Raw genomic sequence first — 14,502 nt, forward strand, 5'->3', positions numbered from 1 at the left:
CGCGCCTGCGGCAAGTGCCTGCGAACACCTGCGTCCACAGGGTGTCGTCGGTCAGTCCGCGCCCACGATCCGCACCTTCGCGCCCGCGCGGGTGATCCGCAATTCATTTCCCTCCCACTGCGCCACCTGCCCGTCGATCGTCGTCACGCCGGGCACGCTTTCGTAGGGCCATTGCAGCACCAGACCGCCCTCGGGCAGGCCGCTGCCGGCTGCGATGTCGAGCAGCAGTGCATCGCCATCACGGCGCAGCGAATACCCCACCGTGCCCTGCGGCGTGCGCATGCCGCGCAGCGCCACACCCTCGTTCAACCAGTCGGCCGGCACACCGGCGGCCAGCACCAGGCTGTCGTCAATTTCGCGCACGTAGGCAAACATGTCGAGCGCCGAGCGCACGAAGTCGGAACCCACCCAGGCATGCGGCAGGTCCCCGAGGAAGAACGGCGTACGCGGCGTCGGCGTCACCACCTCGCCCCACTGGTTCCAGGCGAGCGGCGCGCGATGGCCGAAGAACCACTCGCGCGCCTCGTTGGCGCGCTCGCGCCAGCCCAGCCGCACGAATGCGGCGACATTGCGCCACTCGTAGGGCGTGTAGTCCTTCCATGGCTCACGGCCGTCGCGACGATCGGTGAACCTGGTCCAGTAATGCTCGAAGGTGTTGGTCAGCAGCGGTTCGGGCAGGCGGCCCTGCTCGCCGCCGGGCGCGAGTGCGATCGTGGTCGAGGTGGCATCGAAATCACCAAGCTCGGCCGCGCCCGGCAGGAAATCGATGCCGTGCTGCTCGGCGGCGCTGCGCAGGGACGCGTCCAGATCCACGCGGAACTCGTCGCGCGCCGCCGCCATGCGCCTGGCGTCATCGGGCTTGCCCAGCGCCTCGGCGATCGCCACCGCGTCCTTGTAGCCACGCAGCGCCCAGAAATTGTCCCAGTACGAATGCATCGGCTTGGCCGAATAGCCTTCGTGGCTGATCGAGGCCGGCATCATCCCGTAGAAGGCCGCGTTGAGCTTGCGATTCTCCTCGGTGCGTTCGCTGGCGCGCAGTTCTTCCATATAGGTGTACGCACCCAGCACGTGCGGCCACATCTTCCCCAGGAAGGCGTCATCGCCGGTGTAGCGCCAGTATTCGGCGATGTTGAAGATCAGCTCGCCGTGGCTGTCGTTCTCCGGCACCGGATCACTGCCGCGATCATCGACGCAGCACGGCACCTTGCCGTTCTCGAACTGGTAGGGCGCATACCACTCCACATATTCCCTGACGACTTCTGGCCGGCCCATGCGCAGCAGGCCCTCGGAGATCATCGCGCCGTCGCGGATCCAGCTGCGCGCGTACGAGCGCGTGCCCGGTTGCAGTCGCGGGCCGATCCGCGAGATCAGCATGTGGGCGAGCGAGGTGCGCAGCGTGTCGGCCAGCGCCTTGCCCGCGGCGGGCACTTCGAAGCCCACGGCATCGAGCTTGCCGCGCCACGCCTGCGCGGTCGCGTCCTGCATCGACTGCGCGTCCCAGTTCGCAGGCGCACCCGCCATCTCGCCGGTCATCGGAATCAGCAGATCGAAGTCGCGCGATTCGCCCGGCGCCAGGCGCACGGTATAGACCAGCGCGCCGGAGGCCATGGCCTGCGGATCGTCGACTTCGGTCGTCGTCGGCCAGGTGCCGGCTGCCAGGTGTTCGACCGCCATGCCGGCGTCGAACGTGGTCGCGAACGCGGCCTGCGCCGGTTGACGCGCGAACACGCGCCGCCTGCCGTCGACGCGCACGCCATCGGCGGTGACGCCGAGCTGGCGCAGCGGGCTGACGCCGCCCGTGATGTTGAGGAACTGGGTCGGCGGATTGACCTGCATCGGCCGCACTGCGAGCGCCAGCTGGTAGTCGCGCGTCTCGCTGCCAGGGTTGCCGAGACGGTAACGTGCGACCAGCTGCGAATCCTGCGGCGTGCCGTGGGCGAAACCGGTCACCCGCAGCGCAAGCGCGTCGTGGGTCCAGTCGACGCTGGGAATCGGCAGGTAGTCGTCCTGCAGCGATTGCGCGACCGTCACGTCCGCCCAGCTCACCAGCGTTTCGCCGATGCGCACGAAAGGCTCGATCGAGAAACCACCGGCGGCGACCTCGATCGCGCCGTCCTCGTTGATCAGACCCTGCTGCAGGCCACCATCGAGCCCGAGGATGGTCCAGTACGCCTGCTCTCCACTGAAGCCGCGCGGGAAATGCCCCTTCGGGGCGTCGGCGGCGACGGCCTCGAGCACCTCGTTGGGATGCTCGGACATCGCCAGTGGTTGCACCGTCACATCGGCCAGTGCGAAGCCATGGCCCGGTCCGTCACGCAGGTCGAGGCCGATGTAGCGCGCCTCCGCTTCGGGCAGCGCCAGCCAGTCGATGCCGCCGTTGCCCTGCGTCACCACGCGGACCTCGCGCCACTGCTCGCCGTCAGCCGACAGCGAGACCGCATAGTCCGACGCATGCCGCTCCGGCAGCCACTGCAGGCGAAGGCCACCGAACTCGCGCAGCGAGCCGAGGTCGAGCACCAGGTTCTGCGGCGCCGCGCCCGTCACCCAGGCACTGGCCGCGTCGCCGTCGACCACCTTGCCGACCCCGTCCGGCGTCGTGGTCGACGCGGCGGTGGCGGTCAGCGGCGAGGTGTCATCGGGGGGCAGCGCTTCGAACGTCAGCTGATCGAAGCACACCGTGCCCTTGCCGCCTGCGTTGTTGTAGATCGTGAACTCGAGCTTGTCGCTGGCGCGCAAGGTCTTGTCCGGCTCCGGGCCCCAGGCCTTGTCGATATGGCGCTTGCGGTAGCGGACCTCGGTCCAGTCGGCCGGGAAGTCGTACTTCGGGCGATTGACCCACCAGACGTTGTCGCCGCTGGCATCGATCAGCTTGAACTGCAGATCGTTCGATGGCGATTGTCCGCGCATGCGGAAGGCGAAGCGGTAGTTGTCCGGATAGTCCATCGGCAACTTGCGCTGGATGCCGACGTATCCGGACACACCGTTGTAGTCGTAGTCCAGGCACAGTGCGCTGGCGCCGTCGACATCGACCTCGCGCAGGCTGCCGGTGACCTGGTTCGAGGTCACGACGGTCCATGCCGACGGGTCGTCGAAGTCGTCGAGGATGCGGACGTCGCCACCGGCCGCAGGCGCCGCAGTACTGCCGGTCGGCGTCGACGACACGTTGCAGGCCGCCAATGCGAGCGCGAGCGCGGCAATGCCGGCCGCGCGAGCGCAGCGGAACGGTTCGAACGGCACGGTAGTCGGCTCGGCCGGGGTCATGTCGGTGTCGGCAGGCGCGCGCGCGGCGCGGGTGTCGAGAATCTTCATGCGGTACGGTGGCTCCGTGGTTCGACGATTGCGGTTGATCTGCAGGCGCGGGTCGACGTCGCTCCGAATGCGCTTGGGAACGCATCACCAGAAGTTGCTTCAGCCGGCGATGGCGCTACTGCACGGCTGCCGGCGATACGACCCGGCCAGCGATCGCCGGCCCCTGGGATGATCGCGTCAGTGCGCGGATCGATCCGACGCCGCGTGTTGAAGCCTGCCAGCACTGCCGCGGCGGTCCCCCCTGCGGATGGCCCCGTGCTTCCATCCGTGGCCGGTCGTCGCAGACGCGCGAACATGGGTGGGCACGCGCTTCGGATCACCCCTTCACGCTGCCGAGCAACAGGCCCTGGATGTAGTAGCGCTGCAGCGCGAGGAACAGCAGCAGCACCGGAATCACGGTGACCACGGCTCCGGCCATCATCATCTCGACATCCTGGATGTGTTCGCGCGACAGCGCAGCCAGGGCCACCGGCAGCGTGTAGTTGGTCTGGTCGGTCAGCACGATCAGCGGCCACATGAAGTCGTTCCAGGCGGCCATGAAGGTAAAGATGGTCAGGGTCACCAGCACCGGCTTGAGCATCGGCAACACGATCTGGAAGAAGATCCGCATCTCGCCGGCGCCATCGATGCGCGCGGCCTCGAGCAGTTCGTCGGGGATCGAGCGCGCGTACTGGCGCACGAGGAAGATGCCGAACACCGTCGCCAACGCCGGAATGATCACGGCGCCGAAGCTGTTGACCAGACCCATGCCCTTCATCATCAGAAACAGTGGCAGCATCGCCACCTGGGCCGGGACCACCAGCGCCGCGAGCAGGAGCTGGAACAGGCGCTCGCGGCCCCTGAAGCGCAGCTTGGCGAAGGCATAGCCTGCCATCGTGTTGACCAGCAGCGCGCCGGCCGTGATCGCCGCCGAGATCATCAGGCTATTGGCGAAGTAACGCCCCATGCCGGCGCGCGCGAACAGCTCCTGGTAGTTGTCGAACGTGATCGCCGACGGCAGCAGCGGCGGCGGAAAGCCGCTGGCCTCGCCGGTCGGCATGAAGGACACCGACAACATCCACAGCAGTGGCGCCAGCGCCACGACTGCCAGCGCGACCAGGGCACCGTTGACCGCCCAGGCCGACCAGCGCGTCGCGCCGACTTCGCGATGGGCCGCAATCCGGCTCATACCAGCTCCCGCCTGCGTCCGAAGCGCAACAGCAACGTGGTGACGCCGAGGATGATCAGGAACAGCAGGAATGCCACCGCCGACGCGCGGCCGAGGTTCCACCACATGAAGCCTTCCTCGTACATGAAGTACAGCACGCTGACCGTGCTCTGCAGCGGATCGCCGCGGGTCATCACATAGGGCTCGGCGAACAACTGGAAGTAGCCCGATACGGTGATCACCGCGACCACCAGCAGCACCGGCCCGAGCATCGGCAGGGTGACGTGCACGAACTGCTTCCAGCGCGACGCGCCGTCGATGCGCGCGGCTTCGTAGAGGTCTTCGGGGATCGCGGCGAGGCCCGCGATGAAGATCACCATGTTGTAGCCGAAGTTCTTCCACACCGCGAAGAGGATGATCGTCGGCATCGCCCAGGTGGGATCGCCCAGCCAGTCCACCGGCGCGATGCCGATATGGCCCAGCGCCCAGTTCACCAGTCCGTAGCTGGTATGGAACAGGTAGCGCCAGATGACAGCCACGGCCACCAGCGTGGTCACCACCGGCGCGAACAGCGCCGTGCGGAACAGGCCCTTGAAGCGCGCAGCCTTTGCGTTGAGCAGCAGCGCGGCGCCGAGCGACACGGCGATCGACAACGGCACGCCGATGACGACGAAGTAGGCGGTGTTGCCGAGCGACTTCCAGAACAGCGGCGTCTGCAGAAGCTCGAGATAGTTGCCGAGCGCGACGAACCGCAGGTTCGACATGTCCGACAGCGCGTAGAGATCGAAGTCGGTCAGGCTCAGCAGCAGGGCCGAGACCACCGGGATGCCGAAGAAGATGCCGAGCACGATCAACGCCGGCCCGGCGAAGATCCAGCCTGCGGTACTAGCGCGCATCGGCGGCTCCCCGATCGGTGCTGGACTGCGGCCTGCCGGGCAGGCCGATGGCGCTGCCCTCGTCCACTTCCCGCTCGCGTACCCAGCGCCGCTTCTCGAGCAGCGCGTCCACGCGCGCATCGAGCTCGCGCAGTGCCTGCTGCTGCGCCATGCCACCGCGCACCACGCGCTCGCTCATCAGCCGCATCTCCTGCACGATCCGTTCCCACTCCAGCACCTTCGGTGTGGGCTTGACCCGCTCGAGCTGGTCGCGGAATGCCTGCGCATACGGATCCTCGCGCAGCTGCGGGAACTCCCAGGTGCTGCGGCGCGGCGGCAGGTTGCCGATCATCGCGTGGAAGCGCTGCTGTATCTCCGGCCGGGAGAGAAACTCCATCAGCTTCCAGCTCGCTTCCTTGTTCGGCGAGTCGCGGAACATCACCAGCGAGGTGCCACCGGCGATGCCGGCACCCGGGCCATCCGGCCCGGGGAGCGGCGCGGTCCCCCACTGGTCCTGCAGTTCGGCCGGCATGCGGTTGCGGAACTCGCGGATGTTCCAGGGACCGGACACGTAGAACGAGAAGAAGCCGCGGCCGAACTCGTCCCAGACATTGGAGATCTGGGTCTCCGACATCCGCGGCGCCCAGCCCTGTTCGAACATGTTGGTGTAGAAGGCCAGGGCGCGAGTGAAGCCCGGGCTGGAGAAATTGCCGCGACTCTCGTCGTCGCGCAGCAGCGGGTCGTCCTGCTGCAGGCCGAACGAAAGCAGCTGTTCGAACTCGTTGAGCGGCAGCATCACGGCATAGCGATCCGGCCCGACATGGGCCTTCACCGCCACCATCGCCGCCTCCCACTCCTGCCAGGTGCGTGGCAGCGTGTCCACGCCCGCCGCCGCCAGGATGTCCTTGCGGTAGAAGATCAGCCGCGTATCGACATACCACGGCACACCGAGCAGCGTGTCGTCGATGACGTTGGTGTGCCAGATGCCAGGGAAATAGTCGGATTCGTCGATGACCTCGGACGCATCGACACGCGACTGCAGCGGCTCCAGCGCGCCGAGCACCGCGAATTCCGGCACCCAGGTATTACCGAGCTGGCAGATGTCGGGCAGCGCGTCGGCTGCGAAAGCGGTCAGCAGCTTCTCGTGCGCCGACGTCCAGGGAATCTGCTGGATCTGCACGCGGATGTCCGGATGCTCGCGCTCGAACTCCCGTACCAGTTCCGAGACCACCTCCGCCTCACGACCCATCGCCCAGAAGCGCACCACGGTGCGTTCGTCGCGCGGCATGCAGGCGGCGAGCACCAGCAGCGAGAGCAGCAGGCAACCCAGGCGCGTCGCAAGGACGCGCCAAGCCGGCAGACCCCGGGCCGGTGCTTGCACTCGCCTACTCCGCCGGCACCGGCTCGGAGGCGCGCGCGGGTGCAGGCGCCGGTGCCGGTCCATTCCGGTCCGCACCCCGGCTTGTGCTGCGCGATTCGGCGATGCCGATCGAACGCGCCGTCGCAGCCTCGGCATCGGGCGGGCCCGAGTCCTTGGGCTCGTCTTCCCCGGCCAGCCAGCCGCCGGTGAAGCCGGCCCGCTCCAGTCCGGCGCGGATGTAGGGGTTGCGCTTCATCACATTCCAGACAAAGTCGTTCCGGTAGTTCGCGATCATCGCCAGGATCGGGCCCTGGTCGATCGCGATGTAGTCGCTGGCCACCCAGCCCTTGCCCGGCACGATGCGCCCCGTCTTCAGCGGCACGTCCTCGTAGCTGAAGCTGGGGTTGAACGCGTCGAGGAAGCCATAGCTCGAATACAGATAGTCGCCGTAGCGGCGGTGCAGCTCCTCGGTGGCCGGGATCACGATTTCGGGGGCGAACGCCACCGAGGCCACGGCAGCGGTCGGCGCGATCGTGCCGTCGTCGAATGCGACATCGAGGCCGGCGCCGCGGGCACTGTAATGGCGGAACTCGCGCTGCTCGCCGTTGAAGTCCTGGTCGGTACGCTGCGGCCCGTCGCTGGCGGTGAGGCCCCAGACGTTCTCACCGTAGTCCTTCCAGCCCATCGGGTTGTCCATGGCGTACTGACGCTGGGCGTAGGTCGCGCGGCGGCTGTTCTCGAAGTAGTCGATGCCGCGGCGACGCATGTAGTCGTCGCGGATACCGCGGAAATCCACCCAGACATGCGTGTACTGGTGCCCGAAATGCGGCGCGAAACTCAGGTACTCCTGGCCGCGGAACACGCCCCAGGAGCGGTCGTAGGTCCGCGTCCACACTTCCCAGGCTTCCGGTGCGATGGAATGCGTCGGCGACCCCAGCGCCAGGATGTAGACCAGCATCGCTTCGTCATAGCCGGTCCAGTCGTGCTCGATGAAGCCGCTCTCGGGATACCAGCCCATCGAGATCAACGGCTTGCGCTGCTGCAGGAACGGCCAGCGCACGTTGCGGTACAGCCGGTCGGCGAGTTCGCGGATCTCGACTTCGCGCGGATCGTCACGGTCGAAATACGACTGCGCGAACAGCACGCCCATCATCATCAGGCCGGTATCCACGCTCGACAGCTCCACCCATGGGGCGAACCGGTGGCCGTTGTCCATGTCGACGAAGTGGTAGAAGAACCCCTGGTGGCCGCCCGTGCCGCTCGCCTGGGGGCCCATCTTGACGTTGCGGAAGAAGCGCAGCGTGGTCAGCGTGCGATCCACTGCCTGGGTGCGGCTCACCCAGCCGCGTTCGATGCCGATCGGATAGGCGGTGAGCGCGTAACCCACCGCTGCCACGCTGGAGAACGGCCGCGACGGAAAACGGTCCGGCGTGAGGCCGTTGACCTCGTTGGTGGTGTCCCAGAAGTACTGGAACGTGCGGCGCTCGATATCGGCAAACAACGGTGGCAGCTCGGGCGGCCCCTGCTGCGCCTCCACGACCGGCTCGGGCTCCGGCACCTGGTCGATCGGTCCCGGCTTGGGCGGCGGCACCGCCGGCTCGGCGGGCTCCTGCTTGCCGCAGCCGGCCAGCAACAATGCGGCAAGCGCGACGAGAAGCAGGCTTTGGATCGCACGCAGACGGAATTGCATCGGAACAGGAACCTCGCGCTGAAATCGTTTTCAGTTACCAGTATAAAACTGCCGGCCCCCGGAAAGGGACCGGCAGCGGGACTCGCTTACCAGTCGATGCCGAACGACAGTTTGAATGTGCGGGTCGGCAGCTGGATGCCATCGGAGTGAGTGCCCCAGTTGGCATTGGCGACGCCGTCCGAGCCCCACCAGTCGTCATAGGCGTTCCAGTTGCGCCGGTCGGTCACGTTCAGCACGTCCGCGCGCACACGGAAGCTGATGTCGTCGGAGGGATGCCACACCTTGGCCGCTGCGAGATCCAGCTGGAACAGGCCGACCGAGCCGTCCGGCCGGTAGCTGTCGATGAAGCAGTCGCCGTCGCCCGGGAGGCGATCGGACAGGCAGTTGGTCCCGATCCGGTTCTTCATGCTCTCCAGGACGACCTTGCCCGACCAGGTGATGCCGCCCGGGCCATCCCAGATTGCAGTGCCGACCAGCCGGTGCCTGGGAACGGGGGCAACCGGCAGCCAGCCGTAGTAGGTCACATCCGGGTATTCGAACGCGGCGGCACCCTCTTCGGCCGAATTGCGCTTGGCATCGGTGTAGGTATAGGCCAGCGTCACCCCCCAGCCCGAACTGTTGGTGTAGGGCTTGTCCATCTTGGCAAGCACGGTGTTGGTCCTGGTCTCGAGGGCGTTGTCGACCAGGATCAGACGGCCGAACGGCGGATCGAAGTCCCAGGGCGTGCCCCACTGCGCGCCCGGCGGGAAGAAACTGCCGTCCGGGCGACGGTTGGCGAGACGGATCGCGACACCGTCCTGGCTGCGGATATGCGCCACCGCGATCTCGCTGTTCCAGACGGTCTCGCCGAATTCCCATGCCTTGCGGAAGCCGAGACTGAACTGGTCGGAGTACGGCACCTTCAGATCGTTGTTGATGACGTAGTACTCGCGGGTCGCGAGGCCCGACAGGGCGTCGGTGCCCCCGGGCTGCAGGTACGCCGGATCCCACGGCAGGCAGCCGCTGGCATTGCGGCAGACGCCGTCGGCGTCGACGAAGTTCACCCGGTACGGCGCCGCATACGAGATGGTCTGCTGCTCCTTCTGCAGCGAGTCGAACAGGTTGCGGTCGTAGGACCGGCCGGCGCCGCCGAACAGCACGTGCCGCTGGTCGGCGCCGAAGTCATACGAAAAACCCAGTCGCGGCTGCCAGGCGCCCTGGTAGGCGTCCCGGTTGTTGCCGGTGCTGATGTAGTTCTCGATGTCGATGTCCGAGTTCTGCCAGTTCGGCCACGCGCGCATGCTTTCCGCCAGATCCGCAGGCGTGACATGGTCCTCGTAGGCAGGGGTGGTCTCGTAATCCCAGCGCACGCCCAGGTTCAGCGTCAGCCGGTCGTTGACGTTCCAGTCGTCCTGCACGTAGATGCCGAACTGCTTGTTGTCCGACGTGGTGAACCCCTGCGAGGTGCCGGGGATGCCCTGGCCGAACTCCACCCGGTACGGCTGCACCGTGCTGAGGTCGATGTCGTAGTAGAACTGCGGGTTCGAGAAGTTGCGCTCGGTCGCATTGACGTCGACCTGCTTGAACTTCACGCCCATCTTCAGGTTGTGGCCTTCCCAGCCGGTGAAGCTCAGGTCGTTCTGGATCGAATAGCCTTTCTGGCCCTTGTCCTGGTTGTTCGAGCCCGCGCCGGCGCTGACCACCGTCTGGGTGTTGCTGCGCTCACCGGGCGTGCCGAGATCGGAGACGGTCAGCACATAGCCGTTGCCGCCGATCAGGGGCTGCGGGCTCCACGAGGTGTCCTCGTAGGTGACATGCAGATCGTTGAGCCAGCGCTCACCGCTGTACTGCCAGCGCAGGTCGTAACGGGCGACCTCGTTCTTGATGTTGCTGGCACGGTCGCGGGTGAACGCGCCATCGTTGCGGATGGTCTCCTCCTCGTCCCGGACCTGCGCCGACAGCTCGACCAGGTTGTAGTCGTTGACCGACCAGCTCAGCTTGCCGAAAAACAGATCCTGCTTGAACGGCGAGTTGGCGGCTCCGAGCCCGGCGAGCAGATCCGGCGGCACGGCCGACACGTCGTAGCGGCTCGGCGCACCCAGTTCGAGCGTCTTCGGCGTGACGTATTCCTTGGCCTCGTAGGCCGCGAAGAAATGCAGCCGGTCCTGGAGCAGCGGTCCGCCGAAGGAGACGCCGTACTGCTCCTCCTTGGAATCGACCTTCTCGCCGCTGCGCTCTTCGGCCGGCGTCCTCGCCCGCCAGTCCGAGCCGGTGCGGTCCCAGAAGAAGCCGCCTTCGAACTCGTTGGTCCCGCTGCGCGTTGCCGCGACGATCGCCGCGCTGCTGACCTGGTCGTACTCGGCCTTGTAGTTCGAAGTGATGACCTTGTATTCGCCGATCGCCGACTGCGGGAAGGGGTTGCCGCGACTGGTGTCCTGCCCCGGCACGCCGCCGGGCAGCGTGTAGCTCTTCTGCCCGATACCATCGATGAAGATGTTGATGGCGTTGGCCGACTGACCGCCCGAACGCAGCTTGGTGTTTCCGTTGCCGTCCTGCTGGAACAGCATGCCCGGCACGGTATCGGCGAACGCCAGGAAGTTGCGCGTGCCCTGGGGCAGCGATTCGATCTGCTTGCGCGAGATGTAGGTGGCGACTTCCGAGGTCCGGGGTTCGACGGCAGCCGCGGTGACCTGCACGGTCGCCATATCGGTCGCTTCACCGGCGGTCGCGTTCTCGGCGAGTCCGCCCACCCCGAGGTCGAGCGTGGCGGTCTGGCCGACCGCGACGGTGACTGTCTGCGAAGCAGACTGTCCGCCAGCTTCGACCTGCAGGCGATAGGTGCCCGGCGGCAGGCCCGCCAGCGTATAGCTGCCGCTGGCGCCGACCCCGACGCTGCGGGTGAGGCCGGTGGCGGTATTGGTGGCGGTGACACGCGCTTCGGTGGCCGGAGCGGAGTCGACCATTACCTGGCCGCGGATGGTTGCAGCGGTGGACTGGGCCAGCGCTGCCGGCGCGGCAACTGCCATGCAACCGGCAAGGGCGATGCTCAACAGCGATCGCGACAGGGGACGGAAGCGCACAGGGGTTGGCGTCATGGTGTTTTCGCTCGTTGAGAGTGTCGCGGGGAATGCCGGCCGGTGAGTCTGCGTCGCCCCCTGCAACGCCGCCCCGCCCCGTCCGGATGCAGGTGAGTCAGTGTGTGAAGGAATTGGCCGTGGCGGCGCAGGACCGGATGCGATGTCGGCGAAGTCGGCCGCGACACGCGGACGCGCGAGGCGCGTGATTGAACGCAAGGCCGTGCATACGGCTGCGTCCGCTGCCGGGCGCACCCGGGCTGTCAGCCGCGTCGATTTTCATCCCGACCCCTCCCAGGGCATACATGCTTCCAGTCTCAGACGACGGGCGGTCCCCCGAGCGCCCGCGTTCCGCACGATTCCCGGACCACCAGCACCGGCTGCAAGCCGCGCGAGGCATTGCCCGCAGGTGGGGAACCATCCGGGTCGAGCAGCGCCCGTAGCGCGCGCGCACCGAGTTCAGCGATGTCGACGCGCATGGTCGTTAGCGGAGGGTGAACGTAGCGTGCAAGCGGAATATCGTCGAACCCGACCACGGCGATTTCTGCAGGCGAATGGACGCCGCCGCGGCCGAGCGCATAGATGCATCCGATGGCCATGGTGTCGTTGGCGGCGAATACCGCGTCGGGCCGCGCTTCCATCGCCAGCAGGGTCTGTCCGGCGAGATGCCCGGACGCCTCGTCGAAGCTGCCCGGCAATTCCCACGGCGCCACCCCTGCATCAGCGTCCGCCAGCGCATCGCGGTAGCCACGCAGACGTTCGCGCGCATCGTCGTTGTCCGCCGGGCCACCGACGAATGCGATCCGCCGGTAGCCCAGCCCGAGAAGGTGCTGCACCATCTCGCGCGCACCGTTGTAGTTGTCGATACCGATCGAAAGCCTCTCCACCGGCCCTGCCGCGTTCATCAGCACCACCGGCAGGCTGGCATCGACATTGCGCGAAAGGAAATCGGCGTCGTGGACATAGGGCGACATCAGCAGGAGGCCATCGACGCGTCCGCGCATCGCGCGCAGCGCGGCGCCCTGGGCCTCGGGGTCACCGTGATAGCTCGACACCAGAAGATGCTGGCCGCGGGTGCGGGCGACCTGGTCGATCCCGCGCATCAGTTCGGAGAAGAACTCCCCATGCAGGTCCGGAAGCACGACACCGACGGTCTGGGTGCGGCGACTGCTTAGGCTGCGGGCCGCATGGTGAGGGCTGTAGCGGAGCTCCGCGGCGACCGCGACCACCCGTTCCCGCACCGGTTCGGCCACGTTCTGATGTCCGTTGAGGGCCCGCGACACGGTCGCCACCGATACGTTCGCGGCCTTGGCTACATCCTTGATCGTGACGCCCAAGCAGACTCCTCCGGACTGTTGATGGACCGACAGTAAGCGCTTTCAGAAAGCGGTGTAAATCCGACGAGTCCCGGTGGTGAGCCCCGCTCCCGGCATTGCACGCCGAAGCGGGAGGCCGATTTCATGCGCCCTGCGGCGATCAGGGCAGCACCTTGCGGAACGGCCGCACCTCCACCCGCGCGTAGACGCCGGCCGCCACGTACGGGTCGGCGTCCGCCCAGGCGCGCGCGGCATCGAGCGACTCGAACTCGGCAATCACGATGCTGCCGCTGAAGCCGGCCGGACCCGGGTCCTCGCTGTCGATGGCCGGGCACGGCCCGGCCAGCAGGAGGCGCCCCGCATCCCGCAGTTCGACCAGGCGCGCGAGGTGCGCGGGCCGTGCTTCACCACGCCGCCCGAGGACGTCCTGCCCGTCATACCCTTCGATTGCGTACCACATGCATGAACCCCGATCTGCAGAGGCGCGCAGTGTAGCGACCTCGCCGGCTGGACAGTGCCTGCCGGCACCGCGTACCCTTGTCGCCAGCACATCGGCCAGTCCGCCGCCCGGCGCCCGCACAGGGTCTGCCGCACGCGGTCATCCGACCGGCCCGGTCCAACGCCCTCACGATCCCTCGCCTGCCCTGCATGCAGACGCGCACCGCGATTGGCGCCGACCGACGTTTACGAAGATGTTCCGCAGCACCGTTGTTTCCGCGCCGGCCCGAGCCGCGCTACCGACCGGAACCGCACCTGCGGCCCGCCGATCCGTCGCCAGCCCTGCCTGCGATCCACCGACAGTGAACCAGCTCCCGAGCAACCCGCCGCGGTTGCGCACCGAATGACCCAACCCGCATCCGACGCCCCGGCGTCCGTCATCGCCGCCGCCTCGCCCCAGCAGCAGGAATTCCCGCTGGCGCTGGTGCATGGGCAGCCGGTGCTGCAGATCCCGCAGGATCTCTACATCCCGCCGGATGCGCTGGAAGTCATTCTCGACGCGTTCGAGGGTCCGCTGGACCTGCTGCTGTACCTGATCCGTCGCCAGAACCTCGACATCCTCGACATCCCGGTGGCCGACATCACCAGGCAGTACGTCGCCTACATCGGCGTGATGCAGGAGCTGCGCTTCGAGCTCGCCGCCGAGTACCTGGTGATGGCCGCGATCCTGGCGGAGATCAAATCGCGGATGCTGCTGCCGCGGCCGCCGGTGGACGAAACCGAGGAAGGCGACCCGCGCGCCGAGCTCGTGCGCCGGCTGCAGGAGTACGAACGCTTCAAGCAGGCGGCCGAGGATCTCGACCGGTTGCCGCGCCAGGACCGCGACACCGCGCCGGCGCAGGCGATGCTGCCCGAGCGCACGATCAACCGCGATCCGCCGCCGGTCGATCTGCGCGAGATGCTGCTGGCGCTGCACGACGTGCTCAAGCGCGCCGAGCTGTTCACCGGCCACGCGATCCGCCGGGACGCGCTGAGCGTGCGCCAGCGCATGGGCGAAGTGCTGACCCGACTCGCGGGCGGACACTTCCACCGCTTCGAGTCGCTGTTCGAACCCGAGGAAGGCCGGCTGGGCGTCGTCGTGACGTTCCTGTCCATCCTCGAGCTGACCAAGGAACGCCTGCTCGACATCGTGCAGGAGGCGCCGCTGGCGCCGATCTACGTCAAGTCGCTTGCCGACGCCGACGGCGCAGCGCCGCCGACGATGTTCTCCAGCGAGTTCGACGACGACGTGCCCGAACCCGACCAGCCCTGACC

Annotated in this window: 9 protein-coding genes; 1 reads left to right on the forward strand and 8 read right to left on the reverse strand. The window is 67.4% G+C overall.

Going from position 1 to position 14,502, the window contains the following annotated elements:
• Positions 1-51: 51 nt before the first annotated feature.
• The 8 genes from EGK76_RS05620 to EGK76_RS05655 all read right to left on the reverse strand — a co-directional run bounded on the left by EGK76_RS05620 (position 52) and on the right by EGK76_RS05655 (position 13,210).
• Complete coding sequence (locus EGK76_RS05620) at positions 52-3,309, reverse strand: discoidin domain-containing protein (protein WP_233580169.1); 3,258 nt, start codon at positions 3,307-3,309, stop codon at positions 52-54.
• Positions 3,310-3,625: 316 nt separating this feature from the next.
• Positions 3,626-4,477 carry a carbohydrate ABC transporter permease gene (locus tag EGK76_RS05625; RefSeq protein ID WP_123831917.1) on the reverse strand — a complete coding sequence of 284 codons (852 nt, stop codon included), beginning with the start codon at positions 4,475-4,477 and terminating at the stop codon, positions 3,626-3,628.
• Positions 4,474-5,352, reverse strand: a complete 879-nt coding sequence (locus EGK76_RS05630) for a sugar ABC transporter permease (RefSeq protein ID WP_096298418.1) — start codon at positions 5,350-5,352, stop codon at positions 4,474-4,476. The genes EGK76_RS05625 and EGK76_RS05630 overlap by 4 nt, the downstream gene beginning before the upstream one ends.
• Complete coding sequence (locus EGK76_RS05635; RefSeq protein WP_123832076.1) at positions 5,342-6,619, reverse strand: sugar ABC transporter substrate-binding protein; 1,278 nt, start codon at positions 6,617-6,619, stop codon at positions 5,342-5,344. Before EGK76_RS05635 ends, EGK76_RS05630 begins: the two co-directional genes overlap by 11 nt.
• A gap of 97 nt (positions 6,620-6,716) precedes the next feature.
• Positions 6,717-8,381 carry a glucoamylase family protein gene (locus EGK76_RS05640; RefSeq protein WP_123831918.1) on the reverse strand — a complete coding sequence of 555 codons (1,665 nt, stop codon included), beginning with the start codon at positions 8,379-8,381 and terminating at the stop codon, positions 6,717-6,719.
• Between the two features lie 86 nt (positions 8,382-8,467).
• Complete coding sequence (locus EGK76_RS05645) at positions 8,468-11,455, reverse strand: TonB-dependent receptor (RefSeq protein ID WP_123831919.1); 2,988 nt, start codon at positions 11,453-11,455, stop codon at positions 8,468-8,470.
• A gap of 296 nt (positions 11,456-11,751) precedes the next feature.
• Positions 11,752-12,771: a LacI family DNA-binding transcriptional regulator gene (locus EGK76_RS05650; protein WP_123831920.1), complete on the reverse strand. Its 1,020-nt coding sequence runs from the start codon at positions 12,769-12,771 to the stop codon at positions 11,752-11,754.
• Positions 12,772-12,910: 139 nt separating this feature from the next.
• On the reverse strand, positions 12,911-13,210 hold the full coding sequence (locus tag EGK76_RS05655; protein WP_096298411.1) for a YciI family protein: 300 nt from the start codon (positions 13,208-13,210) through the stop codon (positions 12,911-12,913).
• A gap of 381 nt (positions 13,211-13,591) precedes the next feature.
• Between EGK76_RS05655 and EGK76_RS05660 the strand changes: the two genes are divergently transcribed.
• A complete protein-coding gene (locus tag EGK76_RS05660) occupies positions 13,592-14,500 on the forward strand; it encodes a ScpA family protein (RefSeq protein ID WP_096298409.1) in 909 nt (302 codons plus the stop codon).
• Positions 14,501-14,502 lie beyond the last annotated feature (2 nt).

The organism is Luteimonas sp. 100069 (genome assembly GCF_003813845.1).
Taxonomy (GTDB): domain Bacteria; phylum Pseudomonadota; class Gammaproteobacteria; order Xanthomonadales; family Xanthomonadaceae; genus Luteimonas; species Luteimonas chenhongjianii.